This window comes from Luteibacter sp. P1_D3 (assembly GCF_056406135.1).
The window spans coordinates 25,375-52,240 of record NZ_JBFUAT010000014.1 but is presented as its reverse complement, the minus strand read 5'-3'; the positions used below and the strand labels follow the sequence as shown (position 1 = coordinate 52,240).

At 65.9% G+C, this 26,866-nt stretch carries 21 protein-coding genes; 12 read left to right on the top strand and 9 right to left on the bottom strand.

Translation table 11 applies throughout. The features are described from left to right. Positions 1–45 precede the first annotated feature (45 nt). Both AC1DYM_RS11140 and tdh read right to left on the bottom strand, forming a co-directional pair. Positions 46–3,633 (bottom strand): DUF748 domain-containing protein, encoded by a 3,588-nt coding sequence (locus AC1DYM_RS11140; protein WP_477338243.1) that lies wholly within the window; start codon positions 3,631–3,633, stop codon positions 46–48. Between the two features lie 85 nt (positions 3,634–3,718). Next, complete coding sequence (tdh, locus tag AC1DYM_RS11135) at positions 3,719–4,753, bottom strand: L-threonine 3-dehydrogenase (RefSeq protein WP_181016735.1); 1,035 nt, start codon at positions 4,751–4,753, stop codon at positions 3,719–3,721. Positions 4,754–4,913: 160 nt separating this feature from the next. On the opposite strand from tdh, the gene AC1DYM_RS11130 reads away from it, so the two are divergent. After that, positions 4,914–7,064: a S46 family peptidase gene (locus tag AC1DYM_RS11130; RefSeq protein WP_477338241.1), complete on the top strand. Its 2,151-nt coding sequence runs from the start codon at positions 4,914–4,916 to the stop codon at positions 7,062–7,064. 133 nt (positions 7,065–7,197) lie between these two features. On the opposite strand, the gene AC1DYM_RS11125 is transcribed toward AC1DYM_RS11130, so the two are convergent. Further along, on the bottom strand, positions 7,198–7,563 hold the full coding sequence (locus tag AC1DYM_RS11125; RefSeq protein WP_477338239.1) for a hypothetical protein: 366 nt from the start codon (positions 7,561–7,563) through the stop codon (positions 7,198–7,200). Between the two features lie 479 nt (positions 7,564–8,042). Here AC1DYM_RS11125 and miaA point away from each other — a divergent pair, with 479 nt between their 5' ends. The 11 genes from miaA (at position 8,043) to AC1DYM_RS11070 (ending at position 19,911) form a co-directional block, all read left to right on the top strand. Then, positions 8,043–9,023, top strand: a complete 981-nt coding sequence (miaA, locus tag AC1DYM_RS11120) for a tRNA (adenosine(37)-N6)-dimethylallyltransferase MiaA (protein WP_477338237.1) — start codon at positions 8,043–8,045, stop codon at positions 9,021–9,023. A 90-nt stretch (positions 9,024–9,113) separates the two neighbouring features. Further along, entirely contained in the window at positions 9,114–9,374 is a 261-nt protein-coding gene (gene hfq / locus AC1DYM_RS11115) for an RNA chaperone Hfq (RefSeq protein WP_477338235.1), read from the top strand. A gap of 91 nt (positions 9,375–9,465) precedes the next feature. Then, positions 9,466–10,773, top strand: coding sequence for a ribosome rescue GTPase HflX (gene hflX / locus AC1DYM_RS11110; protein ID WP_477338233.1), 1,308 nt, complete (start codon positions 9,466–9,468; stop codon positions 10,771–10,773). 125 nt (positions 10,774–10,898) lie between these two features. Next, positions 10,899–12,029, top strand: coding sequence for an FtsH protease activity modulator HflK (gene hflK, locus AC1DYM_RS11105; protein ID WP_477338231.1), 1,131 nt, complete (start codon positions 10,899–10,901; stop codon positions 12,027–12,029). Next, entirely contained in the window at positions 12,026–12,895 is an 870-nt protein-coding gene (hflC, locus tag AC1DYM_RS11100) for a protease modulator HflC (protein WP_477338229.1), read from the top strand. The genes hflK and hflC overlap by 4 nt, the downstream gene beginning before the upstream one ends. 51 nt (positions 12,896–12,946) lie before the next feature. Continuing rightward, complete coding sequence (locus AC1DYM_RS11095) at positions 12,947–14,251, top strand: adenylosuccinate synthase (RefSeq protein WP_477338227.1); 1,305 nt, start codon at positions 12,947–12,949, stop codon at positions 14,249–14,251. Positions 14,252–14,472: 221 nt separating this feature from the next. Continuing rightward, positions 14,473–15,744: a bifunctional tetrahydrofolate synthase/dihydrofolate synthase gene (gene folC, locus AC1DYM_RS11090; protein ID WP_477338333.1), complete on the top strand. Its 1,272-nt coding sequence runs from the start codon at positions 14,473–14,475 to the stop codon at positions 15,742–15,744. Positions 15,745–15,830: 86 nt separating this feature from the next. After that, positions 15,831–16,898, top strand: a complete 1,068-nt coding sequence (locus AC1DYM_RS11085) for an SPOR domain-containing protein (protein WP_477338225.1) — start codon at positions 15,831–15,833, stop codon at positions 16,896–16,898. Positions 16,899–16,940: 42 nt separating this feature from the next. After that, entirely contained in the window at positions 16,941–17,576 is a 636-nt protein-coding gene (locus tag AC1DYM_RS11080) for a CvpA family protein (protein ID WP_477338223.1), read from the top strand. A gap of 12 nt (positions 17,577–17,588) precedes the next feature. After that, complete coding sequence (gene purF / locus AC1DYM_RS11075; protein WP_477338221.1) at positions 17,589–19,067, top strand: amidophosphoribosyltransferase; 1,479 nt, start codon at positions 17,589–17,591, stop codon at positions 19,065–19,067. 43 nt (positions 19,068–19,110) lie between these two features. After that, positions 19,111–19,911: a ferritin-like domain-containing protein gene (locus tag AC1DYM_RS11070; RefSeq protein ID WP_477338219.1), complete on the top strand. Its 801-nt coding sequence runs from the start codon at positions 19,111–19,113 to the stop codon at positions 19,909–19,911. A 56-nt stretch (positions 19,912–19,967) separates the two neighbouring features. Here AC1DYM_RS11070 and AC1DYM_RS11065 read toward each other — a convergent pair whose 3' ends face one another. From AC1DYM_RS11065 to ppk1, 6 genes are all read right to left on the bottom strand, one after another. Beyond that, positions 19,968–20,696, bottom strand: a complete 729-nt coding sequence (locus AC1DYM_RS11065; RefSeq protein WP_477338217.1) for a UDP-2,3-diacylglucosamine diphosphatase — start codon at positions 20,694–20,696, stop codon at positions 19,968–19,970. Then, a complete protein-coding gene (locus AC1DYM_RS11060) occupies positions 20,693–21,433 on the bottom strand; it encodes a peptidylprolyl isomerase (RefSeq protein ID WP_477338215.1) in 741 nt (246 codons plus the stop codon). Before AC1DYM_RS11060 ends, AC1DYM_RS11065 begins: the two co-directional genes overlap by 4 nt. 65 nt (positions 21,434–21,498) lie before the next feature. Continuing rightward, a complete protein-coding gene (locus AC1DYM_RS11055; protein ID WP_477338213.1) occupies positions 21,499–23,016 on the bottom strand; it encodes a Ppx/GppA phosphatase family protein in 1,518 nt (505 codons plus the stop codon). A 69-nt stretch (positions 23,017–23,085) separates the two neighbouring features. Then, a complete protein-coding gene (locus tag AC1DYM_RS11050) occupies positions 23,086–23,589 on the bottom strand; it encodes a hypothetical protein (protein WP_477338212.1) in 504 nt (167 codons plus the stop codon). Continuing rightward, positions 23,586–24,731: an MGDG synthase family glycosyltransferase gene (locus AC1DYM_RS11045; protein WP_477338210.1), complete on the bottom strand. Its 1,146-nt coding sequence runs from the start codon at positions 24,729–24,731 to the stop codon at positions 23,586–23,588. The genes AC1DYM_RS11050 and AC1DYM_RS11045 overlap by 4 nt, the downstream gene beginning before the upstream one ends. Beyond that, positions 24,728–26,824: a polyphosphate kinase 1 gene (gene ppk1, locus AC1DYM_RS11040; RefSeq protein WP_477338209.1), complete on the bottom strand. Its 2,097-nt coding sequence runs from the start codon at positions 26,822–26,824 to the stop codon at positions 24,728–24,730. The genes AC1DYM_RS11045 and ppk1 overlap by 4 nt, the downstream gene beginning before the upstream one ends. Positions 26,825–26,866 lie beyond the last annotated feature (42 nt).

Below are 26,866 nucleotides of genomic sequence, written 5' to 3'. Positions count from 1 at the left end.
GAGGCCTCCCGCCCGTTGAGAAAACCCGCCACTCCAGCGGCTGTGTCAGTGCAGGCCGAAATCCACGCGGGTGGTCTTCCCTGCGTCGTCGATCCCCTTCGGGTCGAGCTTCGGCGCCTGAACGAACAGCCGTTTGTCGTCGACCTTCCCCTGCAGCCATTGCCGGACCGCGTTGGCGCGCCGTTCGGCCAGGTGCCGCAAGGCATCCGCGTCCACGGGCATGTTCGTCTCCATCAAGGTGCGCATTTCCTCCGGCGGCTGCGACTTGGTCAGGCCGATCACGTTCTTCGGCTTGGGGAAGTCAGCGTGACGATATGCGCGCTCGAGATACTTATCCTGCTCGTCGGCGGTCGGTGCCGTGGTGTCGTCGCCCTTGGCGCTCACCTGCTCTTTGTGAATGAGATCTTCGACCATCACCTTGCGCAGGCCAGACTCATCCTTGCTCGGATCGATGCGTCCGATGATGTCCAGGCTGACCGACGGTTTGTCGCCCAGCACCTTGACGACTTGGCCGAGCTTGTCCTGGGCAGCGGCATCGAGCACGTCCGAGCCGGGGGCGAATTCCACGTAGCCGAGGTCCTCACGGCCGCCTCCGATGGAGGCCAGCAGCCGGAACGGCGAGGTCACCGCCTTGACGATGAGGTTGCCGATCGCACGCCAGACGAGTCCGCCCACACTGAAGTGCGGGTCGTCGAGCGAGCCGGATACGGGCACATGGACATCGATCCGTCCCTGGCTGTCCCTGAGCAGCGCCACGGCCAGCTTGACCGGCAGATGGCTGATGCCGGGCCCCTCGATGCGGTCGCCGAAGGTCAGCTGGTCGATGAAAATATGGTTGTCCGCGCTCAGTTTGCGTTGATCGAGCGTGTAGTGCACATCGACGTTGAGTCGCCCGCTGCTGATCGGGTAGCCGGCGTACTTGCCGGAGTAGGGCGAGAGATTGGTGAGCTGGATACCCTCGGCCTTGGCCGTGATGTCGAGGAAGGCGACCGGCGCGAGCGGGTTGATCGTGCCCTCGATGTCCACCGGCGCGTTGCCGTCCAACTGGCCCTGCAGGGTCAGGTCGGCGGGCGGCGCATTGCCGGCCGTGCCGAACGCGCCGATCTTGCCGGTGAGTTGGGTGACGTCGGCGGTGTAGTTCGGCTTGATGAAGTTGTCCGTGTAGTTCAGCTGGCCACGGCTCAGGGTGATCTGTCCGATGCGTATGTCGGCGTCGGGACCGCTGGCCGCGGGGACGGCGGCCGGTGCGACGGCTGGCGCAGGATTGGCCTGCGCCTGGGTGACCGACACGGCGCCCGGCGCCTCCGGACTGGCGACCACATCCTGCAGGTTGAGACGTCCCGTCGCATTGATGATGACGCGGGCGTAGAAATCGTCGAGCGCCAGGCCGCCGATCGCCACGCGGGGCACACCCTGGCCGAGGTCGACCACCATGTTGCTGGCGCTGAGCGAGGTCCAGCGCAGGAAGTCGTCGTTGGTCACCTTATCGAGCACGCGGACACGACCCAGCGTGGCGCGTCCGCGATAGCCAATGCGCGCCGTGTCCTTCTGCGCGGCGTAACGCACCTGGCCGTCGAGACTGAGCAGGCCGCTGCCCACACGTACGTTGAGGGGGACGGTCACCAGGTTCTGCAGCGGTGCCACATCGATGCGGGTGGTCTGGATCTTCAGGTCCGCGTCGAGGGGATCGGGCCTGACCGTGCCGGTGACGGCGAAGGCGCCGTCGCCGAGCGAGCCCTTGAGGTCGAGCTTGAGCGGTTGCTGCAGGTTGTCGGACAGGCCGTCGATGCCGAACGCAGTCGCGTTCATCGTCACGGTGTTGCGCTTGCCCGGCGCTTTCGCGTCGCGCAAGGTGAGCTTGCCGTCGTTCAGACCGAGGTGGGCGACGCTCCAGTGCCAGTCCGAGCCGGCGGGGTGCGCGGCCGATGCCGAAGGGGGCATCACGCTCGCCAGGTCGACATCGCCGTTCGCCAGTCGTTGCACGTCCAGACCCAGGCCGCCCAGGAGGAGTTCGTCGACGCGCGCTTCGCGCGTGGTGAGATCGACCAGGGCGATGCCCGCCGACAGGGATGTCCAGGTGACGGGTGATGCGCGGGCACCACGCGGCACGAGCGTAAAGCCATCCAGGCGCGCCTTGGTGTTGGTGAGGCGCAGCGTCATGCCCGCATGCCAGCCCAGTGCCAGCGTGCCTTCCGCGTCGATGGTGCCGCCGGTGATATCGGCATTGAGAAGCGGCGGTGCCAGCGGCATCAAGGCGGGCAGGGACACCTCCTTGAGGGCGAGCTTGCCGGTGTAGGTGCTGGCCGGGAGATCGACGCTGCCCTGCGTGGACACGGAACCACCCGCCATCCGCGCCGACACATCCAGCGTGGCCGCGCGTGCCTTTACCGTGCTGAGTCCACGCAAGGTGCCTTGCATATGCTCGAGCTCAAGGCGCGCCGGCGACGACGCGGTGAGGTCCGCGTACGCGATATGCGAATCCTTCAGGGTGAGGCTGTCGATGCGCACGTCCATCGGCGTGGCCTTCGCATCGGCAGGAGGCGCGTTATCCGTTGGCGCCGTTGCCGTCAATGCATCGAAGTTGCTCTTGCCTCCTGGCAGAAGCGCATAGCGCACCGACGCGCGTTCGAGCGTCACCGCGCCAAGTCGATACCGGGAGGTGAGTGGTTCGAGCACGGTCAGGTCGGCCTCGCCATGGCCCAGGTCGAGCAGGGCCGAGCCATCCTTGCCAGTCACTTTGAGGTCGTCCAGCGCCAGCCGTCCGTTGAGGCGGATGCTGGGGTGAGCTTCGGCCATGACGAAATGCAGGGCCAGTACGCCGGTCAGCTTGCCGCTGGGTACGGCGACGGGCAGCGGGGTGGGCGCAAAACCGACGTAGCGGGCAAGGTCCAGGCGATCGAAGCGGAAGGTGATCGAGGATTCGCGGCTGCTGGCGAAGGGCTTCGTTTGTCCCTGGGCTTTCAGYGGACTACCGTCGACGTTCATCGCCAGGAGTGGCTGCACGAAGATGTCGGTGTCGCTCGGCAGGCTGGCGATGAAGGGGATGCCCAATTCGAGGTGATCGATACGGTGCGTCGCGTCGAGCACGCGGTCGTCGAAATCGATCTGGCCGCCGTGCAGGGCGATGTTCGACACGGCAAAGCGAGCGGGGCCGGTGTCCGGCGCCGCCGGCTTGCTCGCCAGGCGTTCGAGGATGTCGGTGAAGTTGAAGCGCTGCGGCGCAGTCCGCTGGATGCGTACGCGCGGACTTTCGATGCGAAGCTCGTCGAGGATCGGAGCCGCCCGGAACAGCGACGCCCACGACGCGTTCGCGGTCAGTCGGTCCATATCCACGAAGGACGTCCGGCCGTCTGTTTCGCCGATGTGCAGGCGTTCGATAGTGAGTTTGAGTGTAAACGGATTGAGGCTGACGTCGCCGACGGTGACGGGCCGTCCCAGTGCCGTGCTGGCGCGCGAGGCGATCTGCGAACGAAGGAGCGAGGGCGCCGCCAGGAAGCCCAGCAGGCCGAACACGACGATGGCGATGAGGATGCCGAGTCCGACGCGCCGCCCGCGGCGTGACCGATAGACGGCCAGGGCCTGATCGCGGCCCTTGTCCCAGCGGATGTTCCGCCACGCCTTGCGAGTGTCCATACTTCCGCCCCTTCACCGCGTTGCCCCCGACGCAAAGTGTACTCGTCGGAGGCACGCGTGGGCGGGGGTCAATGACCCCGGTGACTCAGGTCCAGGAGCAGACGACCTTGCCGCACTGGCCGGCGTCCATCAGGTCGAAGCCCTTCTGGAAGTCGTCGATGGCGATCTGGTGCGTGAGCACCTTCTGCAGCGGGAATCCGGTCAGCACCATCTGGGTCATCTTGTACCAGGTCTCGTACATGCGACGGCCGTAGATGCCCTGCAACGTGAGGCCCTTGAAGATGACCTTGTCCCAGTCGATGCCGGCACCGCGCGGCATGATGCCGAGCATGGCGATCTTGCCGCCGTGGTACATGCAGTCGAGCATGTCGCCGAAGGCACGCGGGTTGCCGCTCATCTCCAGGCCGACATCGAAGCCTTCGATATGAAGGTCCTTGACGACATCCTTGAGCGACTGGTTAGCCACGTTGACCACGCGCGTAGCGCCCATGTCGGCGGCCAGCTTCAGGCGATAGTCGTTGACGTCGGTCACCACGACGTTGCGCGCGCCGATGTGCTTGGCGATACCCGCGGCGATGATGCCGATCGGGCCCGCGCCGGTGATCAGCACGTCTTCACCGATGAGGTCGAATTCCAGTGCGCAATGCGCGGCATTGCCGTACGGGTCGAAGAAGGCGGCGAGCTCGGACGGGATCTGGTCCGGAATCGGCCAGAGGTTCGAGGCAGGCATCGTCATGTATTCGGCGAAGGCGCCGTTACGGTTCACGCCGATGCCGACGGTGTTCGGGCACAGGTGCTGGCGGCCGGCGCGGCAGTTGCGGCAATGGCCGCAGACGATATGGCCTTCCGCGGAGACGCGGTCGCCGATCTTGTAACCGGTGACGCCGGGGCCCATGTCGACGACGCGGCCGACGAACTCGTGGCCGATGGTCAGGCCGGGCGTGATCGTGCGCTGGGACCACTCGTCCCACTTGTAGATGTGCAGGTCGGTACCGCAGATGGCGGTTTTCTCGACCTTGATCAGGACTTCGTTCGGGCCGACTTGCGGTACCGGCACTTCTTCCATCCAGATGCCCTGTTCGGGCTTGCGCTTGACCAGCGCCCTCATCGTCTGCTGCATGGTTATCCAGGATTGTCGTGGGGACGGCCCGCGGCGCGGACCCAAACCGGCATTATAGTCCCGCAAGGCTCCCAAGGCTTGTGCGGCGCGGCATTGCCAGCTCCGGACCGGAGCCTCTATGGTCGGGCGTACTGCACGGCCGACAGGGGCAACGAACGACATGCGAATCCGTATGATGATGCTGGGAGCAGCCATGGCGCTGGCGCTGGACGCGAAGGCTGATGAGGGCATGTGGTTGCCGTCACAGCTGCCCGGAATTGCGAAGAATCTCAAAGATGCAGGCTTCCGCGGCGACCCGAAGGATCTTGCCGACCTCACCCGGGCACCGCTGAACGCCGTGGTCCGCATCGGCGGCGGCACCGGTTCCTTCGTGTCGGCCGATGGCCTGGTGGTGACCAACCACCACGTCGCCTTCGGCGTCATCCAGTACAACTCGAAGCCGGACCGCGACCTGATCACCGAGGGCTACGTGGCCGCGGATCGCGCGGGCGAGCTTCCGGCCAACCCCGACTACCGCCTTCGCGTCACGGTCGGCTTCGACAAAGTCACCGACCAGGTGCTAGCCGGCGCCCGCGGCAAGACGGGCAGGGCGTATTTCGATGCGGTGGACGCCGCCAGCAAGGCCCTCGTCGCTGCGTGCGAGAAGGACGGGATCAAGTGCAGTGTCGCCAACATGTTCTACGGGCGGGACTTTTACCTGGTCCGCCAGCTCGAGCTGCGCGATATCCGCCTGGTTTACGCGCCGCCGCGTGCGATCGGCAACTATGGCGATGAGGTCGATAATTTCGTCTGGCCGCGTCACGCCGGCGACTTCACCATCCTGCGTGCCTACGTCGGCAAGGACGGCAAGCCGGCGGACTACTCGCCGGACAACGTGCCCTACCATCCGCCGTCGCATCTTCAGATCGCCACGGAAGGTGTCGCCGAGGGCGATTTCGTCATGCTGGCCGGCTATCCGGGTATCACCTACCGGCACCGCACGGCCGCCGAGTTCGCCGACCAGATCGAGTGGCGCCTGCCGACGTCGGTAGCCGTGCTGAAAGCCTTGCAGGACGTGATCGAGTCCGAGGGCAAGGCCGACAAGGAGGCCGGCATCCGCTACGCCTCGCAGCTGCAGACCTTGAAGAACGGTATCAAGCGATTCAGTGGCGAACTCGAAGGTCTCGAGCGCAGCGACGCCGTGACGGTTCGCCGTGAGGATGAGGCCGCCATGCTGGCGTGGCTCGCGACGCAGCCTGATGCAAAGGCGCTGAAGCCGCAGATCGACCAGGCCATGGCGCTCATCGCGCAGGGCAAGGACGTGCGCGAACGCGATCTTCTCGTCGGCTTGCTGTCAAGCCAGACCCAGCTGATGCGTGGGGCGCTGTCGATCGATCGTCTGGCCATCGAGCGTCCCAGGCCTGACGCGGAGCGCGAGTCCGGTTACCAGAAGCGCGACGAGGAGCTGATCCAGAGCCAACTGAAGCAGATCCAGCGTCGTTACGGTGCGCGCGTGGAAAAAGCCCTTGTCACGTCGCTGATGACGCGCTACCAGAAGCTGCCGGATGCGCAACGCCTGCCTGAAGTCGATAAGGTGTTCGGACGGACGCCGGCCGATCTCGCCAGGGCGCTCGATCACATCTATGGCGCGACGAAGTTCGGCGATGAGCCTGAGCGCACGCGCCTGTTCGGGGCGGCGCCAGCCGAGATCGAAAAGAGTAACGATGCCCTGCTGGTTGCGGCCCGCGCCCTGCGGCCTGCGCTGCTGCGCATCGAGGACGAACGCAAAGCGCGTGAAGGCGACCTCCTGCGTCTGCGTCCTTCCTATATGCAGGCACTGATCGCGTATCGGGAGAAGCAGGGCAAGGCGGTCTATCCGGACGCCAACTCCACGCTGCGTGTCAGCTACGGCAAGGTCACGCCGCTGAAGGCGCGGGACGCGGTGACTTATGCGCCGCTGACCACCGTCCAGGGTATCGTCGAGAAGAACACGGGTGTCGCGCCGTTCGACGCGCCCAAGCCCTTGCTGGACGCGATTCACAAGGCGGACTTCAAGGGCTATGCGGATCCGAAGACGGGAGCCATGCCGGTCGACTTCCTCAGCAACCTGGATACGACGGGTGGCAACTCGGGTTCGCCGGTGCTCAATGCGAAGGGCGAGCTGGTCGGCCTCAACTTCGACAGCAACTGGGAAGCCGTCAGCGCAAGCTGGATGTACGACCCGCGCTACAAGCGCGCGATCCACGTCGACATGCGCTACATGCGTTGGTTGATGGACAAGGTGTATCCGTCACCGGCGTTGCTCAAGGAGCTGGGTGTTCCGGCGAAATAGGGCGCGTTGTTACGAGTCGGGCGTTATCCACACGGATTGTGGATACGACCTGCATAACCGTGTGGATAAGTCGGAATGCGCTTTCGCAGGCAAGGGCTTGCGTTGCGGTGGTCAGTGAGTGATCACGAGCGCGTCACTTGTCGCCAACGGGTAGCAACTTGATCAGGGCAATGACGAACGCAGCACCGGCACTAAACCATGCCAGGGCGATGGAGTCGCTGACGACGCGGGTATACCAGCGGACCTCCAGCTGGGTCTTTACCGTGTCCATGGCGAGTTTTTTCGCCTCGGCTTCAGCCTTATCCCTCTCGGCGTGCATCTTCATCGATTCATCGATGGATCGAGATGATTCCAGGTTGAGCTTCCTCATCTTCGCGTAGAGCTTCTCGGTCTCGGTCTCGGTCTCGGCGCGAGTGCGGTTGAGGTCGGCGTAGAACGTCTCGCGTTCCGTGGATTCGACGCCGGCGTGATCGGTCGGGTGCGCTTGCGCGGTCGTCATCGAGAGAACTCCATTGTCGTGGGCAGTGGGATATCCACAGCACGTGTGGACAGGGCTTGCATAAGCATGTGCATAAGTCGGATAGCGGCTTGCCTGGCAAGCACTTGCGTTGCGATGGTCAGTAAGTGAGCAGTCGTCTCCGGAAGCGTAGCGCAGCATGCGAAAAGTGCGAGGTCAGCCGTCCCTGATTCTCACGCGCGTGATATCCACAGCGAATGTGGATACCGCCTGCATAACCATGTGCATAAGTCGGATTCGGCCTTCATCGCCATGCACTTGCGTTGTGCTGCTTACTTACTGACCACACCGCGACATCTTCCTTCGCGATATCCACAGGCGATGTGGACAGACCTTGCATAACCATGTGCATAAGTCCCCTTCGCCCTTACGCAGCACGCACTTGCGTTGCGCTGCTTATTCCTTGACCGCTTGCTGCGACACATGGGCTAACCTTGCGCTTGTTTGATTGCGGCCCGCGCATGAGTCTCGACACCCGCCCCCTTGCCATCTTCCTGATGGGCCCGACCGCGTCGGGCAAGACAGCGCTCGCCTGCGCGCTGGCGGATCGCTATCCCGTCGGGCTGATCAGCGTCGACTCGGCGCTGGTCTATCGCGGGCTCGACATCGGTTCGGCCAAGCCGGATGCCGCGACACTGGCGCGGTATCCGCACGAGCTCGTCGATATCCGCGATCCGGCCCAGCCTTATTCGGCGGCGGATTTCCGCAACGATGCGCTGGCGGCAATGGCCCGGGTGGGGGAAGCGGGCAAGGTTCCCCTCCTGGTCGGCGGCACGGGCCTGTACTTCCGGGCGCTCCAGCGTGGCCTGTCCGACCTCCCGGAAGCCGATCCGGTCTTTCGCGAGCGCCTGGGGGCGGAAGCGGCAACCGTCGGTTGGGGAGCGATGCACGCGCGCATGGCGGCGATGGATCCGGTTGCGGGCGAGCGAATTCGGCCAGGCGACGCCCAGCGCATCCAGCGCGCGCTCGAGGTCATGGCGCTCACGGGCCAGCGCCTGACCGATCTGCAGAAGCAGGCCACGGGTGACCGCCTGCCCTGGCGGGTGCTCAAGCTCGCCCTGTTGCCGGACGACCGCAAGGCGCTGCACGCGCGGATCGCCACCCGCTTCGAGACCATGCTGGCCGAGGGGTTTCTCGACGAAGTGAGGGCGCTGAAGGCCCGCGGCGACCTGCATGCCGACCTCCCGGCGATCCGCGCCGTGGGCTATCGGCAGGCCTGGGAGTACCTCGACGGGCAGGGCGACGCCACGAACCTGCGCGACCGTGGTATCTATGCAACGCGGCAACTCGCGAAACGGCAGATCACCTGGCTGCGAAGCGAGCTCGACGCACGCACGTTCGACCCGGACCGGGGGGATCCGTTGCCGGAAGTGGACAAAGCGCTCGGGCAGTTCCTGAGAATGCCGAAGTCGTCACGTCCGGCGCTTCCTGCTGGCGTTTAAAAGCAGTTAAGATTCAAGACACTTGGGCTGGGGCGCCGTTTGGCGTTTTTTTACCCGGACCCGTACGAAAGGCGTAGGGGAGAAGAAGAAATGTCCAAAGGGCAGTCGTTGCAGGATCCGTTTTTGAATGCGCTTCGCCGTGAGCGTGTGCCGGTCGCCATTTACCTGGTGAACGGTATCAAGCTGCAGGGCACGATCGAGTCGTTCGACCAGTTCGTGGTTCTGCTGCGTAATCAGGTGAGCCAGATGGTTTACAAGCACGCCATCTCGACGGTCGTGCCGAGCCGCAATGTGCGGGTCGGTGGCCACGAGAACCACCCGGAATCGGGTACGGGCGACGCCGAGGGTTGAGGGGCTCCGGCGGCAACCCATATGTAAAGGAACGGGTGCGCGTATGCTTTGGCATCGCGCGCCCCTTCTTCTCATGAGGTCATCCCCCTAAGTGTTCGATAGGCAAAAGAAAGGCGAGCGGGCCGTGCTGGTCCTGCCGCATTCGCGTGGCGAAGGCGACGCGATCCGCCGTGGCGAGGAATTCGCCGAACTGGTCGCTTCGGCAGGCGCCGACGTCCTGGCCAGCATCCCGGCCCGGGTGGCGACCCCCAATCCCCGTTTCTATATCGGTAGTGGCAAGGCCGACGAGGTCGCCGAAGCCGTGCGCGCGCTTGAGGCCGACCTGGTCCTCGTCGATCACGAGCTGACGCCGGTGCAGGAGCGCAACCTCGAGAAGCACCTGGGGACGCGCGTCGTCGACCGCGCCGGGCTGATTCTCGACATTTTTGCCCAGCGGGCCCGTTCCCACGAGGGCAAGCTCGAAGTCGAGCTGGCCCAGCTCAAGCACGTTGCGACCCGCCTGGTTCGTGGCTGGACCCATCTGGACGCCCAGCGCGGCGGTGCCATCGGCAACCGCGGCCCGGGTGAAACCCAGCTGGAGACCGACCGCCGCCTGCTTGCCGAGCGCGTGAAGATGCTGAGCAAGCGCCTGGAGAAGGTGCAGACCCAGCGCGACCAGCAGCGTCGCTCGCGTCTGCGTAACACCGTGCCCCGCGTGGCCCTGGTCGGTTATACCAACGCAGGCAAGTCGACCTTGTTCAATGCGCTGACCACCGGCGGCGTGTATGTCGCCGACCAGCTGTTCGCGACCCTGGATCCCACGGTGCGCAAGATCGACGGCCTGGCGTGTGGCCCCGCGGTCATCGCCGACACGGTCGGTTTCATCCGTGAGCTGCCGCACGATCTGGTCGCGGCGTTCCGCGCCACGCTGGCCGAGGCCCGCGATGCCGATCTGCTCATTCATGTCAGCGATGCCGCCGACGAGGAACGCGAGATCCTCCGCAAGGTGGTCAACGAGGTGCTCGAGGAAATCGGTGCCGGCGACGTCCCCCAGCTGTCGGTGATGAACAAGGTGGACCTGATCGACGCCGAACCGCGCGTCGACCGCGGCGACGACGGCAAGCCGCGTCAGGTCTGGCTCTCCGCGGCCAGTGGTGCCGGCCTGGATGGCTTGCGTGATGCGCTGGGCGAGTTGCTTGGTGGTGACCGCATCCGTGCGGGTCTTGAGCTTCCTCTCACGGCCGGGCGTCTGCATGCTCGCCTGAAGGCGGCCGGCGCCATCGCTGGCGAGGCGATCGACGAGCACGGCTGGCACCTGGACATCGACGCTCCGCGCTCGGTCCTGGCGCCGCTTATCGGCGACGATGTCCACGGCAGGCCGCTCCGCGACCTGATCGATCCCCCTCACGCGGAGTTCTGATCGGTCGCGATCGAGCACCGATCCGCACCCGTCTGCTAGAATTCACAACGTTTGCGTGCCCATTTGGGTTCACCTGAAGGCTTGCCAGCCGCCCACCCTCCGGTCCCCCAAGGAGACTGTCGCTCATGGCTTGGAACGAACCCGGTAACGGCCAGAAGGATCCCTGGAACCGCAACCGGTCGAGCGGGCAAAAGCCCGATCTCGACGGCATGCTCAAAAGCCTGAAGGCTCGCTTCGGCAAGTTCGGCGCGGGAAGCGGTGGCGTACTCGCCATCGTGCTCGTCTTCATCGTGGCCTGGCTGCTGGTCAGCAGCTATACGGTGATCGACGCCCGGCAGGTCGGCGTGGTGCTGCGCTTCGGCCAGTTCTCGCGCGTGCTGCCGCCCGGCTTCCACCTGAAGGCGCCGAGCCCGGTCGAGACGGTGACCAAGGTCGAGATGACCCAGGTCCGCTCGATTTCGGACAACGTGTCGATGCTCACTCGCGACGAAAACATCATCGCGATCGACTTCAACGTGCAGTACCAGGTGTCCGACGCACGCAAGTTCCTGTATTCGAACAACGACATCGAAAACGGCACGATGAAGAACGCCTCGGAAGCGGCTGTCCGCTCCGTCGTCGGCGCCAACATCATGGACAACATCCTGACCACGCCGGGCGTCGACACGCCGACGCCGGCGCAGGCGTCTGCCGCAGGCGTCGCACCCGCAGCCAAGGAAACGCTGCAACAGCAGACGCGCGACATTCTCCAGGCGACGCTCGACAAGTACGACGCCGGCATCCTGGTCACGGGCGTCAGCTTCCAGAACGTTTCGCCGCCGAAAGAAGTGAAGGACGCCTTCGACGACGTCAACGCGGCGCGCGAAGACAAGCAGAGCGAAGAGAACAAGGCCCGCGCTTACGAGAGCCAGGTCGTTCCGGTGGCGCGTGGCGATGCCTCGCGCATCGCCGCCGAGGCCCAGGGTGAGCGCGTCGAGCGTATCGCCCGTGCCAACGGTGACGTCGATCGTTTCAATGCGCTTCTGAAGGAATACCGCGCCGCGCCCGAAGTCACGCGTCGTCGCCTGTGGCTGGAGACGGTCGAGGAAGTCATGGCCGGCAATCCCAAGGTCGTCGACGGGACCAACGGCAAGAACATCATCCAGCTTCCGGTCGAGTCGAACGGCGGCACGGTTCGCAACGTGCCGGGTGTGGGTCCGGTCATCCAGTCGGCGACGACCGATGCGAACCCCAATCCGCAGGGGAATGCACAGTGAAATACATTTCCGGCCTCATCGTCGTCATCGTCGTCCTGCTGGGTTTCAACAGCGCGTTCGTCGTCAAGGAAGGCGAGAATGCCCTCCTGCTTCAGTTCGGCCGCATCGTGCGGGCGGACTACCAGCCGGGCCTGCACTTCAAGATCCCGGTCGTGCAGCAGGTGATGCGTTTCGACAACCGCATCCTCGGCCTGGATGCGCAGCCCGAGCGCTATTTCACGCTCGAGAAGAAAAGCGTCAACGTCGACTTCTACGTGAAATGGCGCATCGCCGATAACGCCGCGTATTACCGCGCCACGTCGGGCGAGCAGACCCAGGCCATCCAGCGCCTCACGCCGATCGTGAAGGATGCCCTGCGCCACGAGTTCAACTCGCGCAAGCTCGAGGACCTGATCGCCGGCGGCCGTGAAGACATCACCGGCCAGGTGCGCAAGGACACCGATCTCGCAGCACGCAAGAACCTCGGCATCGCCATCGTCGACGTGCGCATCAAGCGGATCGACCTGCCTGACGAAGTCAGTGGCTCGGTCTACAAGCGCATGCGCAACGAGCGCCTGCAGCTGGCCAACGAACTGCGCTACACCGGCCAGGAAAGCGCCGAGAAGATCCGCGCCGACGCCGATCGCCAGAAGGTCGTCCTGCTTGCAGACGCCAATCGCGAGGCGACCAAGGTCAAGGGCGACGGCGACGCCCAGGCGGCCGCCATCTACGCCCAGGCGTACAGCCAGGACCCCGAGTTCTTCTCGTTCTATCGAAGCCTCGCGGCGTACCGTAAGTCCTTCGCCGACGGCAAGGGCGTGCTGGTGCTCAAGCCCGATTCCGAATTCCTGCGCTATCTCAATGACGGCCCCGGCCGCGCGCGCTAAACAAGATCCACATCGCCCTCGCGGGCAACGCAACTAAAGAGAGTCGTCAAAATGGGTAAGTCAGTCGTTATTCTGGGCGCGCAATGGGGCGACGAGGGCAAGGGCAAGATCGTCGATCTTCTCACTGAGCGCGTCGGTGCCGTCGCTCGATTCCAGGGTGGCCATAACGCCGGCCATACGCTGGTCATCAAGGGCAAGAAGACCGTCCTGCACCTGATTCCCTCGGGCATCCTGCGCGACGACGCGCTCTGCCTGATCGGCAACGGTGTGGTCCTGTCGCCGGCCGCCCTGATGAGCGAGATCGCCGAGCTCGAGGCCCAGGGCGTCGACGTCCGTCCGCGCCTGAAGATCTCGCCGGCCACGCCGCTGATCATGCCGTACCACATCGCCGTCGATAAGGCGCGCGAGGTTGCCTCCGGCGCCAAGGCGATCGGCACCACCGGTCGCGGTATCGGTCCGGCCTACGAAGACAAGGTGGCGCGTCGCTCCATCCGCGTCGCCGACCTCATGTATCCGCATGAGCTGCCCGAGAAAGTTCAGGCCGCCGTCGAGTACCACAACTTCGTGCTCACCCAGTGGCTGAAGGCCGAGCCGGTCGACTACCAGACCGTGCTCGACGAAGCCCTCACCTGGGGCGAGTACCTGCGCCCGATGGTCGACGACGTCGCCACGATTCTTCACGACGTGCGCAAGGAAGGCGGCAACATCCTGTTCGAGGGTGCGCAGGGCGCGCTGCTCGATATCGATCACGGCACCTATCCGTACGTCACCTCGTCGAACACCACGGTGGGCGGTGCACTCGCCGGCACCGGCGTGGGCGCGCGTGACATCGACTACGTGCTGGGCATCTGCAAGGCTTATGCGACCCGCGTCGGCGGCGGTCCGTTCCCGACCGAACTGAACGACGAGATGGGCGAGCTGCTGCGCAAGAAGGGCAACGAGTTCGGCGCCAGCACGGGTCGTCCGCGTCGCTGCGGCTGGATCGACCTCGTCGCACTGAAGCGCGCCGTGCAGATCAACGGCATCGACGGCCTGGCCATCACCAAGCTCGACGTGCTCGACGGCCTGGAGACCATCAAGGTCTGCATCGCCTACGAATACCGCGGCAAGCGTCGTGAACTGGCCCCGCTGGATGCGGACGGCTGGGCCGAGTGCAAGCCGGTCTACCTCGAGTTCCCGGGTTGGGAAGAGTCGACCGCCGGCATTCGCGACTGGAACAAGCTGCCCCCGGCCGCGCGTGCCTACCTGCGTGCCGTCGAAGAACTGTCGGGCTGCAAGCTGGCGCTGGTCGCCACCGGTGCGGACCGTGATGACACGATCATCCTCGACGACCCGTTCGGCGGCGACGACTGCTGATCGGTAGCGATCGGTTGTCGTGAGTGATCCGTCGTTTTGAGAACGCCAGCCTCCGGGCTGGCGTTTTCGTTCCAATGACCTTCGCGCTTCGGTAGGAGCCGATTCATCGGCGATGGGTGCTTGCCCCAGTCTGGCCCGCTGCCGCGGGATCGCCGATGAATCGGCTCCTACAAGGGCGCGCGGCGGTTTAAGATTTACCGCTTTCCCAAAGGGCATCGATCATCATGCGCACGCTTGCCGAGTGGCTCTCCTATCAGGAGCGCACGCACCCGCGCGATATCGAGCTGGGTCTCGACCGGGTGAGTGCGGTATGGGAAGCGATGGGCGCGCCACGCCCCGCGCCCATCGTCATCACCGTCGGCGGCACCAACGGCAAGGGCTCCACGGTCGCCTTGCTCGAAGGCATGCTGCGCGCAGCGGGTTACCGTGTCGGCTGCTACACCTCGCCGCACCTGCTCCGCTACAACGAGCGCATCCGCCTTGAAGGCGAGGATGCGTCCGACGACGCTCTCATCGCCTCGTTCGAGCGCATCGAAGCCGCGCGTGGACCCATTCCCCAGACGTACTTCGAGTTCGGCACACTGGCCGCGTTCGACCTGATGGCGCGCGCCTCGTTGGACGTCGCCGTGATCGAGGTCGGTCTCGGTGGCCGGCTGGATGCCGTGAACATCGTCGATCCCGATGTCGCCGTTATCACCACCATCGACCTGGATCACCAGGACTGGCTGGGTGGCGACCGCGACAGCATCGGTCGCGAGAAGGCCGGGATCGCCAGGGCCAGCCGTCCCGCCATCATCGGCGAGCGGCAACCGCCGGTTGGCCTGCTGGATGCCCTGCGCGGCATCGGCGCTGACATACAGGCCCGTGGCGAGGCGTTTTCGGCCAGCCGTGAGGAGGGTGAGGCCGGCTGGCGCTGGTCGCATCGTGACGGCAGCGTGCTCGATCTGCCGCGCCCGCGCCTGGATGCGCCCGTACAGATCGACAATGCGGCGACCGCGATCGCCGCGATCCATGCCCTGGGTTCGCGCGTCGACGTGCCGCCGGCAGCGATCCGCCAGGCGCTGGAGGGCGTTTGCGTCCCGGGTCGCCTGCAGAGCATCGCCGAGCGCCCGCTGACCCTGGTCGACGTCGGTCATAACCCGCAGGCCGCCCGCGCTCTGGCTGCGTGGCTGGAAGCGACGCCTCGCCGGGGGCAGGTGAGGGCGGTATACGGCGCGCTGGCGGATAAGGACGTTGGCGGTGTCATCGAAGCCCTCGTCGATCACGTCGACCACTGGTACCTCGCTGGTCTGGAACGCGAAACCGCGCGCGGTCTTCCCGCAGGCGCCCTTGCCGCTACGCTGGCGGCGGTCCGTCCGACGGCCGCCGGCCGGTCTTTCGACGATGTCGCCTCGGCCTGGAAGGCGGCCCGGTTGGACGCAGGCGAGGAGGATGTCGTCCTGCTGTTCGGTTCGTTTTTCGTGGCGGCTGCCGCGCTGTCCCACCGGACGTGAACGCCGGGCCCTGAGCGACGGCGGGGCCGTCGATTGCCGGTTATAATCGCCGCGATTCGCATTGCGTCGGTCGTATGGAGCTTTCCTTGAAAACACGTCTGCTGGGTGCCGCCGTCCTGGTTGCTCTGTTGGTTCTTTTCGTCCCGATGATGTTCTCCAACACGCCGCCCAAGAGCGACGCCGACCAGACGGTCAGCCTCGAGATTCCGCCGGCGCCGGACCGCGAACTGCAGACGCGCACGCTCGACGTGACACCCAATGGCTCGCCGGCATCGGTCAGCGGTCCGCAGGCCGCCGGTGGCCCCGTGCATCCTGCCTCGGCGCCCGTCGCGCCGACGGCGCCTGCCGCCACGGTCACCCCGGGCAGCGGCAGCAAGCTGGCCTCGGTCGACATCGCCTCGCGCAAGCCCGTCGACGCCCTGCCGGAAGATTTCGCTAACGCGCCGGCCAGCACCAAACCCGCCGCCACCCCTGTGGCGCCTGCCGTGACGACGAAGCCGGTCAAGGCCGCCGCCACGCCGGCCCCCTTGCCGGTCGCCGCGACGCCGCCCGCCGCCGCGCTGCCGGTCGGCACCGCCGCGCGTGGCAGCTTCACGATCAACCTCAGCGCCTACGCCGATCACAGCAAGGCCGATGCGCTGGTGCAGAAGGTTCGGGCGCTGGGCTACCCGGTCACCACGGCGGCGACCAACCAGGCGGGCAAGTCGCTGACCCGCGTGACCGCCGGTCCGTTCGAATCCCGCGCCGCCGCCGAAGCGGCCCGCCTGAAGATCACCGCCGCCGCACCGGGCGCGCCGGCCACGCTCTCGTCGAAGGCTGAGACGCAGACGGCCGACGTGCCCGCGCCGCCGAAGGCCGTCGCGGCGCCTGCGCCTGCCGCCGCGACCGCCACGGTGCCGGCCGCCCCGCCGCGCGCCGGCGGCTTCGCCGTCCAGGTCGCTGCCGTAAGCAGTGAAGCCGAGGCGACGCGTCTGCGCGACAAGCTGCGCGGCGCGGGGATCGCCGGTTATGTCGACAGCGTCGCATCGAGCGCGGGGGCCAAGCTCTGGCGCGTGCGCGCCGGGCCGCAGACCCAGCGCGACGATGCGGTGCGCCTGAAAGACCAGATCAAGGCCAAGGTCGGCCTGGACGGCGTGGTCGTTTCGGCGCCGTAAGGCGCCGCGACCCGCCCTCAACGTGACTTCGGGGACTCCCACGTGAACTGGATCGACTGCGTCATCCTGGGGATCCTGTTCATCTCGGTCTTGATCGGCCTGATGCGCGGCCTCATTTCCGAAGTGCTGTCATTGGTTATCTGGGTGGCCGCCTTCTGGGTCGCCTGGACGTATGGTCCCTCGCTGGCGCATTACTTCGAAAGCAGTGTGTCCCTGCCTTCGGCGCGCGTGGCGATCGGGTATGGCTTGTGTTTCATCGCCGTGCTTCTGGTCGGCGGGCTGATCCGTTTCCTGATCTCGCGCCTGGTCGCGAGTACGGGACTGGGCGGTACCGATCGGTTGTTCGGCATGCTGTTCGGCCTGGCGCGCGGTGTGCTCATCGTGGCGCTGGTGGTGTTCGTCGTCGGCTTCACGCCGCTGGCCAACGCGCCCATGTGGCGCGAGTCCGCGATGATGCCGCAGTTCCGTGGTGCGGCCGAATGGCTGGGTCAGCAGGTGCCGGAGAATGTGCGCGGATACATGCATCCGCCTGCCGCTCTGGAAAACCTGAAGATGCCGGACGTGCAGCTGCCCAGCAAGGACGACCTCATGAGGTTGCGCGACAAGGTGTCCCCTGGCGCGCAACCGACCAAAGATAACGTTCACCCTGCCGCCGCGACCACGGCGGCCACTTCGTAGAAGGCAACACCCATGTGCGGAATCATCGGCATCGTCGGCACCACGGAAGTGGCGTCGGCCCTGTATGACGGCCTGACCGTCCTGCAACATCGCGGGCAGGATGCCGCCGGTATCGCCACCGTGGATGGCGCGCGCCTGCGCCTGCACAAGGGCAACGGGCTGGTCCGTGACGTCTTCAACTCGGCGGGCGTCAGCAAGCTGCGTGGCCGCATCGGTATCGGCCATTGCCGCTATCCGACCGCCGGCTCGGAAGGCACGGACGAAGCACAGCCGTTCTACGTGAACTCGCCTTACGGCATTGCCTTTGCGCACAACGGCAACCTCGTCAACACCGAGGCCCTGCGCAAGGAGATGTTCGAGGACGACCGTCGTCACATCGACACGGACTCCGATTCCGAAGTGCTGCTCAACGTGCTCGCCCACGAGCTCCAGGTGGACGACCGCGGCGACCTCACGCCTGAGCACGTCTTCAAGGCCATTGCCGGCGTGCACGCGCGTGCACGCGGCGGTTATGCCTGCATCGCGCTGGTCCTCGGCTACGGTCTGATCGCCTTCCGCGATCCGAACGGCATTCGCCCGCTGGTGCTTGGTGAGCGCATCACGGCCGAAGGCCATGAGTACGCGATCGCCTCCGAATCCGTCGCCTTCGACGTACTCGGTTTCAAGCGCATCCRCGACATCGAACCCGGTGAAGCCGTCATCGTCACCGAAGGCGGCGAACTGCATACGCAGCGCTGCGCGGAAGGTGCGGTGCATGCGCCGTGCATCTTCGAATACGTGTATCTCGCCCGCCCGGACTCGATGATCGAGGACGTCTCGGTGTACAAGGCGCGCCTGCGCATGGGTGAGAAGCTGGCCGAGAAGATCCTTCGCGAACGCGGTCCGGATCATGGCATCGATGCCGTCATTCCCATCCCCGACACCTCGCGCACGGCGGCCAGCTCGCTGGCCCAGGCGCTCGGCGTACCGATGCGCGAAGGCCTGGTCAAGAACCACTACATCGGCCGCACGTTCATCATGCCGGGGCAGGGCGAGCGCGTGAAATCCGTGCGCCGCAAGCTCAACGCGATCGAGCTGGAATTCCGCAAGAAGAACGTGTTGCTGGTCGACGATTCCATCGTGCGTGGCACCACCTCGCGCCAGATCATCCAGATGGCCCGCGATGCCGGTGCGAAGAACGTCTACTTCGCCTCCGCCGCGCCGCCGGTGCGTTACCCGAACATCTACGGCATCGACATGCCGGCCGCCTCGGAACTGGTGGCCGCCGGTCGTACCGTGGAAGAAGTCGAGAAGGCGCTCGGTGCCGACTGGCTGGTTTACCAGGATCTGGAAGACCTGATCCAGGCGGTGGCCGACGGCAACGAGGAGCTGACGCACTTCGATACCTCGTGCTTCTCCGGTGAATACGTGACGGGTGTCGATGCCGGCTTCCTCGAACAGCAGGAAGCGATGCGTTCGGATTCGGCCAAGAACGAACGCCGTAGCGCCTGAGCGATCGGCGGCGCGCTCCGGCGCGTCGCCACGCCGACCCGCGATGCACGATCTCCACGCCGCCGCGCGCCGTTGCCTCGAGGCGACCGATCCCGCCGAGAAGATTCGCCTGAGTTTCGCCACCTGGGCGGCGCTGGGCGAGGGCGCACTTGGACCCGACCCGGCCTCGCCGGCGCCCTTGCCGATCGGTCTACCCGGACGACCCGAGCGTCCGCGGCTGGTGTCGTCACGTGATCTGGCTCAGCGCGGCCTCGGCACGCCGGAAGGGCGTGCCGCCCTGGTGCATGCCATCGCGCACATCGAATTCAACGCGATCGATCTTGCCTGGGATGCGGTGTACCGGTTTCGCGGAAAACCCGACGCGTATTACCGCGACTGGGCGTCCTGCGCCAACGATGAGGCGCGCCATTTCACGCTGCTTTCGGGGCGACTCGCCGAGCTGGGCTACGCCTACGGTGATTTCGATGCCCATAACGGCTTATGGGAGATGGCGGAGAAAACCGCGCACAGCGATACGGCGCGCATGGCCCTGGTGCCACGCGTGCTCGAGGCGCGGGGACTGGACGTGACGCCGGGGATGATGGAGCGACTGCGCCGGCAGAACGACGAGCGCACCGTGGGCATCCTCGAGGTGATCCTGCGCGAGGAGGTGGCCCACGTGGCCGCCGGCACGCGCTGGTTTCACTGGTGTTGCGAACGCGATGGCATCGAGCCGGAAGCGACCTTCGCCACCTTGCTCAACGACTACATGAATGGGTCGTTGAGGGGGCCGTTCAATCTGGATGCGCGGCGCGAGGCCGGGTTTTCCGAGAGTGAGCTGGTGTGGTTGCAGACCCTCGGGTGAGGTGATCGTTCGCCGGTCGCTGCGCAGGGATCGCCGATGAATCGGCTCCTACGGGGTCAGACCTGCCAGATGCCGCGAAGGTCCAGCCGCTCGCCATCGATCGCCAACACCGACCCATGGTCGTACCAGTCGCCCAGCACGATGCGTTCCGCATTCGCGCCATCGAACGCGAACGGATGAATCGCCGGCCGATGCGTATGCCCGTGGATCAACCGATGCACACCGGCGTGGCGCAGGGCCGCTTCGACCGCACCCTGATTCACGTCCATGATCGTCTCGTCGATCCGGCCCGTGCGTGATTTGCTGTCGCTGCGCGCCTTGGCCGCGAACGCGCGACGGGCTTCCAGTGGCATCGACAGGATCTGCTGCTTCCAGGCGTCGGTACGCACCTGCGCACGCACGGCCTGGTATTCCACGTCGTCGGTGCAGAGCACGTCGCCGTGCATCAACAGGGTCGGAGTACCTTCGATATCGTGCACCGCACCGTCGTCGAGGAGCGTCATCCCCGCACGCTCGGCGAAGCGTTCCCCAAGCAGGAAGTCGCGGTTGCCGGCCATGAAGTACACCGGTACGCCGCTGTCGCGCAGGGCGCGAGTCGCCGTGGCGATCCGGGTGGGCAGTTCCGCGTCGTCGTCGTCGCCGATCCACGCCTCGACGAGGTCGCCGAGGATGTAGAAGGCGGTGGCGGAGCGTGCCTCGTCCGACGCAAGGAAGCGTTCGAACAGGGCGGTGATATCGGGCCGCGCCTCGTCGAGGTGCAGGTCGGCGATGAACAGGGTGCTCATGCGGCCTTCGGTGCGCTGGTCTTCTTCTCGCCCTTTTTCGGTGCCGCCGGCTTGGTCGACTCCGGCGCGACCTTGGCCGGCGCTGCCGGGTTGCCGGCGGTGCTCGCCGATGCCGGGCGGGCGCGTTCTTCGCCGACGACATTGGCCGAATCGATGATCACCATCGGGTTAGGCACGTCACCGACGAAGGGGCCCTGCGCGCGGGTCGGCAGCGAGGCGATCTTGTCGACCACGTCCATGCCGGAGACGACCTTGCCGAACACCGCGAAGCCCCAGGTCAGGCCGCTCTGGTTGCTGACGTAATCGAGGCGGCGATTGTCGACCAGGTTGACGAAGAACTGGGCCGTGCCGGAGTTCGGATCGCCGCCGCGGGCGACGGCAAGCGTGCCGCGCAGGTTCGACAGTCCGTTGTCGGCTTCGCTGGGAATGGCGGCCCGCGTGCGGCGCTGGGTGAGGTCACGGCTGTAAAGACCGCCCTGGACCATGTAGCCGTTGACCACGCGGTGGAACACCGTGCCGTCATAGAAGCCGTCGCGCACGTACTGCAGGAAGTTGGCCACGCTCTTCGGTGCCTTGTCCGGAAACAGCTCGAACGTGACATCGCCCTGGGTGGTGTGCATGACCACGCGCGGATGGTCGACGGACGCCGGCGCTGGTGCTGCCGGCTTGGTCGTCTGCTGCGCCATGGCAACGGCGGGCAGGGCGAGTAAGAGGCTGGCGAAGACGGCTCTGAGCATGGGTTACCGGTCGTGACGGTGAAACAATCGCGCCATGATACGCCCGTTTGACGGGCGGATCGCGGTCATTCGGTGACGATCTCGAGTTCCAGGCCGAGTTCGGCCAGCGGCTCGCGCTCCTGCTCGAGGTCGGCTTCGGTCAGCGGGTGCTGGTCCAGCCAGTCCGCTGGAAGCGACAGCCGCAGGCGCTGACGAGAGGCGCTCACGCGGATGCGGGGCAGGGCTTCGGCGCGGCGTGCGCGACGGAACAGCACGCCCAGGCGCAGGATCGCGGTGATGTGGCGGGCCAGGGCGCGATAGCGCACGGGCAGGGCCGAAATCACCGATTTTTCCGGCTTGCGGCGATGGCATTCGACGATCGCGGCGAGCAATTGCTGTTCCTGCCGTGAAAAGCCGGCCAGATCCGCATGGCGGAGGATGTAACCGCCGTGGCGCTGATGCTGGCTGTGCGCGATGGCCAGGCCGAGTTCGTGCACGCGCGCCGCCCACGACAACCACTCACGCCCGTCGTCGTCCAGCTTCCAGGGTTTGCCGAGCTGGTCGAACAGGCTCAGCGCGGTCGTCTCGACGCGGCGCGCCTGGGCCCGGTCGACACCGTAGCGGCTGGCCAGCGAATCGATGCTGGCCATGCGCGGGTCGGTACCGGCGGAACGGCCGATCAGGTCCCAGAGCAGGCCCTCGCGCATCGAGCTTTCCGAGACCCGAAGGCGTTCGATGCCCAGGGCTTCGAACGCGGCTTCGAAAATCGCCACGCCACCGGCAAAGACCTCGGCGCGATCGTCGCCCAGCCCCGGTAGCTTCAGCGTCCCCGACGCGCCCTGTTCGATCAGCGCTTCGCGGATGGTCGCCAGCGACTCGGGCGTGATGCCGTCGTCGGAGAGCTTCATCGCGCGGACGACCGAGCCGATGGACTTGGCCGTGCCGGACGAGCCGTAGGCGTCGGCCCAGCCCGCTTCGCGATACTCCTCGGAGAACTGCTGGAGCAGCACGCCGATCTCGCGGCGGGCCTTCTGCCAGCGTTTGCGGGTGATCTTTCCGCCCGGGAAGAAGCGCAGCGTGGAGGCGATGCAGCCCACCTGGACGCTTTCGGTCAGCAGGGGCGAGGTGCCGCGACCGATGATGAATTCGGTGCTGCCACCGCCGATGTCGATGACTAGCCGGTGGTCGCGTGACGCCGGCAGATCGTGCGAGGAGCCGAGGAAGATCAGGCGGCCTTCTTCACGGCCCGAAACGATTTCCACCGGATGCCCCAGCGCGGCTTCCGCCGCGGACAGGAAGGCATGCGGCGAAGCGAGGCGGCGCACGGTATTGGTCGCGACGGCGCGCACGTGCAGGGCCGGGATGCCGGCGATGCGCTGACCGAACCGGGCCAGGCTGGCCAGTGCCGCCGCGCGGTGGGCCGTGTCGAGCGTCCCGTCCGGGCGCAGGCCCACGGCCATTCGCACGGAGTCGCGCAGGCGGTCGATGACGCGCGGTTCGCCGTGTTCGTAGCGAGCCACCACCATATGAAAGCTGTTGGAGCCGAGGTCGACGGCGGCGAGGAATTCACCGTCATTGATCTGCGATTTAGCTGAGGTCGCCAAGAGATATGTCCGCAGCGGCGTATCGGGGGATTCTGGCATGGTGCCGGGGCTTGCATGCAACGCCTGTTGTCAGGCTGGCTTTGCGATGCGGCTTTTGGGCAAGGCGGAAAGAATGAACAAAACGATGCAAAGGAAGCCGAACACCCAGTAATCGGCGGGCGCCGGGCCCCACCAATGCCGATGCCAGGGCACGTTCACCGGGTCGAAGCGTGCCAGGCCGAAGGCGGGATTGAGGATGAACCAGAGGCCATCCTCGGCGACCCAGAACAGCATCACGCAGGCAATGACGCGAACCTGCGCGCGCCAGCTCCAGAAGCCCTGGAAGACCATGGGGAAGTGGAAGAACGCGGCGATGAAGGGGAAGGCCCAGGCGTGGTAACCGGTCATCGGCCGGCCGCCCCAGAGCAGATCGAGCAGCCAGTGGTTCTCGACGCGCCAGGTGGGGAGGCTGGTGGCCCAGCCATGCGGACCTTCGATCTCGACTTCCACATGGGCGAACATGAAGGCAAGCAGGAACGTGAAGGCCGCCGTCGCCAAGGCAGCGACGACGCGGCGGCGCGGCGAATGACTCATCGGCTGTCCAGCAGGGCGAGCACGGTATCGACGACGTCCCGTGCCGCGTGCGGACGGCCGATGGCGCGCGCACGGGTGGCCATGTCGGCCAACGTCGCCGGCTGCGCCTGCAAGTGACGAATGCGCCATGACAGGGCGACGGCGTCGATGGCTTTCCACGCGGCGCCCTGTTCGAGCAGGTAATCCGCGTTGCGTTCTTCCTGACCGGGGATCGGCGCGTTAACGATCATCGGCAGACCCACCGCCAGGCACTCCGACGTGGTCAGCCCACCGGGTTTGGTGATCGCCAGATCGCAGCAGGCCATCAGCCGTTCCACGTGCTGCGTGAAGCCCTGCGGGAACAGTCGTCCCGCATGGCGTGTGCGCGCCAGCGTGTGCAGGCGTTCGAGCATGTCCTTGTTACGCCCGGCCAGAACCACGAGCTGGAAATCGCCGTCACCCGAAAGCAGGGCATCGGCCAGTTCGTCGAGCGCACCGACACCGGCGCCGCCGCCCATGACGAGATAGGCCGGACGATCCGGGTCCATGCCCAGCTCCGCGCGCAACGCGCGGCGATTGTGCTCTTGCGCGAATGCGGGCATCACCGGAATACCGGTCACGTGGACGCGTTCGGCGGGCAGGCCGACGGCGCGCATGCGGTGGGCGATTTCGGGATTGGCGGCGAAATAGCCCGTCATCCCCGGGATCACCCACATGCGATGCAGATCGAAATCCGTCACCTGCAGGTAGACCGGGGCGGTGACACGGCCTTTGCGGATCTGCCGCATCAGCATCTCGGCCGGCAGGAAGTGCGTGCAGATGATGGCATCCGGCGCGAAATCGTTGATCGCCGCGCGCAGCCGCCGGGTGTTCAGTCGTTCGATGGTACGGCGCATGCGCTGCGTCACGGCTTCCGGGCGCGCGTCGTCCGTGATCCGGTAAAGCATGCCCCACAGGCGCGGGTAGTGCGTGATCAGGCCGAGGTAGAAATCGGCGTAGATGCGGCGGAAGCTCGATGGCACGAAGTCCATCACGTCGAGATGGCGTGCCTCGACGTCGAGGCCGTCCGCGGCCAGCGTGGCGATCGTCGCATCGAGGGCATCCGCTGCGCGCACGTGGCCCGCGCCGGCGGAGACCGACAGGAGCAGGATGCGCCGCGTCACGCGCAGTAATCGGCCAGCAGCGACTGCTGCGCGCTGTAAGGCGCCTCGCCGGTGGCCGGGATGCGACGCGTATAGCGCCCGTCGTCACCGAGCATCCAGGCTTGCGTGTTGTCGCGCAGGTAGTTGTCGAGGGTTTCGTTGTACACGCGTTTGGCCAGTTCGGGATCGAGGATGGGCACGCCCACTTCGATGCGGCGCATGAGGTTGCGCTCCATCCAGTCGGCGCTCGCGCAGAACAGTTCCGGCTCGCCGTCGTTGCCGAACCAGTAGACACGACTGTGTTCGAGGAAGCGGCCGATGATCGAGCGCACCCGGATGTTTTCCGACACGCCCGGAATGCCTGGTCGCAAGGTGCACGCGCCACGGATAATCAGGTCGATCTGGACGCCAGCTGCCGAGGCGCGGTAGAGCGCTTCGACCACGTGTGCCTCGTTCAGCGCATTGAGCTTGGCGACGATGCGCCCGGGCCGACCATTGCGCGCATGCTCGATCTCGCGCTCGATCCGCGCCATGACACCGCTGTAGAGCGTGAACGGCGAATGCAGCAAGCGCTTGAGCTGGATCATCGGACCCAGGCCGGACAGCTGCTGGAAGACCTTGTGGATGTCTTCGCCGATTTCCGGGTGCGACGTCATCAGGCCGATATCGGTGTAGCCGCGGCTGTTGCCCTGGTGGTAGTTGCCCGTGGAAAGGTGCACGTAGCGGCGTAGCCCGCTGCCCTCGCGGCGAACGATGAGCAGCATCTTCGCGTGCGTCTTGTAACCCACCACGCCGTAGACCACCTGCACACCGGCTTCCTGCAGCCGGTTGGCCAGGCCGATGTTGGCTTCTTCGTCGAACCGCGCGCGCAGCTCGATCACCACCGTGACGTCCTTGCCGTTGCGCGCGGCCTCCACCAGCAGATCCACCAGCGGCGAATCCTTGCCGGCGCGGTAGAGCGTCTGCTTGATGGCCAGCACGCCGGGATCCTGCGAGGCACGCCGCAGCAGTTCGACCACCGAGGCGAAGGATTCGTACGGATGGTGGAGCAAGACGTCGCGCACCCCGAGCACGTCGAACTCGTTCACGCCCTTGTCGAAGGCGGGCGACAGGCGCGGCGTGAAACGCGGGAACTTCAGTTCGGGCCGGTCGACCTGGTCATAGATCAGGCTGGCGCGGATGATGTTGACCGGGCCATCGCAACGGTAGACATCGGCCTCTTCGAGCTGGAAATTCGCGATCAGCATGTCGGTGATCGCGCGTGGACAATCCGCGCCGACCTCCAGGCGCACCGGTCGCGCATAACCGCGTCCAACGAGCTCTTCGCTGAGGGCGCGCGCGAGGTTCTCGACCTCGGCTTCCTCGACGACCAGCTCGCTGTTGCGGGTCACCCGGAACTGGTAAGAGGCACAGACGTCGAAACCGGGGAAGATCTCGTCCGCGAAGGCCTGCAGCACTTCGGCCAGGAAGACGAAATCGCCATCGCCTTCGGAGACTTCCGCTGGCAGCTTGATGATGCGCGGCAGCGAACGCGGCGCACGCACCAGGGCCATATGGCCTTCGCGCCCGAACGCGTCACGTCCCTTGAGCACCACCGCCAGGTTCAGCGTCTTGTTGAGGATGCGCGGGAAGGGGTGCGAGGGATCGAGGCCCAGCGGCGACAGCACCGGCTGGATCTCGTTCTGGAAGTAGCCGAGCAGCCAGCGCTTCTGCTTGTCGGTCCACTGGTCGCGCGTGAGATAGCGAATGCCTTCCGCGCCCAGAGCCGGCCCGAGCTCGTCGTGCCAGATCGCATAGATTTCCGCGACCAGCTCGAGCGTGCGCTGGCGGATGCGCGCCAGGATCTCGCTGGACGAAAGACCATCGGCACCGGGTGTCGCCGCACCGAGCGCATGTTTGTGCTTGAGCACCGCGACGCGCACCTCGAAATACTCATCGAGGTTGTTGCTGACGATGGTCAGGTAACGCAGCCGCTCGAGGACGGGCACATCCGGGTCGCGCGCCTGGGCGAGCACACGGAAGTTGAATTCCAGTGCCGCCAGTTCGCGGTTCATGTACAGCGCGGGCGCGCCGAGGTCGACAGACTCGCTCATGCGTTTGACGGATCCTTTCATGACGTCCGATGGTGGCTTATCGGTCATCATGCCGGAAAGCGG

What these genes read in the sequence shown, in the direction of transcription:
- AC1DYM_RS11130 (WP_477338241.1), top strand. Translation starts at nt 4,914, where the DNA reads ATGCGAATCCGTATGATGATGCTGGGAGCAGCCATGGCGCTGGCGCTG.
- AC1DYM_RS11050 (WP_477338212.1), bottom strand. Translation starts at nt 23,589, where the DNA reads ATGAGTCATTCGCCGCGCCGCCGCGTCGTCGCTGCCTTGGCGACGGCG.
- ppk1 (WP_477338209.1), bottom strand. Translation starts at nt 26,824, where the DNA reads ATGAAAGGATCCGTCAAACGCATGAGCGAGTCTGTCGACCTCGGCGCG.
- tdh (WP_181016735.1), bottom strand. Translation starts at nt 4,753, where the DNA reads ATGCAGCAGACGATGAGGGCGCTGGTCAAGCGCAAGCCCGAACAGGGC.
- AC1DYM_RS11125 (WP_477338239.1), bottom strand. Translation starts at nt 7,563, where the DNA reads ATGACGACCGCGCAAGCGCACCCGACCGATCACGCCGGCGTCGAATCC.
- miaA (WP_477338237.1), top strand. Translation starts at nt 8,043, where the DNA reads ATGAGTCTCGACACCCGCCCCCTTGCCATCTTCCTGATGGGCCCGACC.
- AC1DYM_RS11065 (WP_477338217.1), bottom strand. Translation starts at nt 20,696, where the DNA reads ATGAGCACCCTGTTCATCGCCGACCTGCACCTCGACGAGGCGCGGCCC.
- hflK (WP_477338231.1), top strand. Translation starts at nt 10,899, where the DNA reads ATGGCTTGGAACGAACCCGGTAACGGCCAGAAGGATCCCTGGAACCGC.
- AC1DYM_RS11060 (WP_477338215.1), bottom strand. Translation starts at nt 21,433, where the DNA reads ATGCTCAGAGCCGTCTTCGCCAGCCTCTTACTCGCCCTGCCCGCCGTT.
- AC1DYM_RS11095 (WP_477338227.1), top strand. Translation starts at nt 12,947, where the DNA reads ATGGGTAAGTCAGTCGTTATTCTGGGCGCGCAATGGGGCGACGAGGGC.
- AC1DYM_RS11070 (WP_477338219.1), top strand. Translation starts at nt 19,111, where the DNA reads ATGCACGATCTCCACGCCGCCGCGCGCCGTTGCCTCGAGGCGACCGAT.
- hfq (WP_477338235.1), top strand. Translation starts at nt 9,114, where the DNA reads ATGTCCAAAGGGCAGTCGTTGCAGGATCCGTTTTTGAATGCGCTTCGC.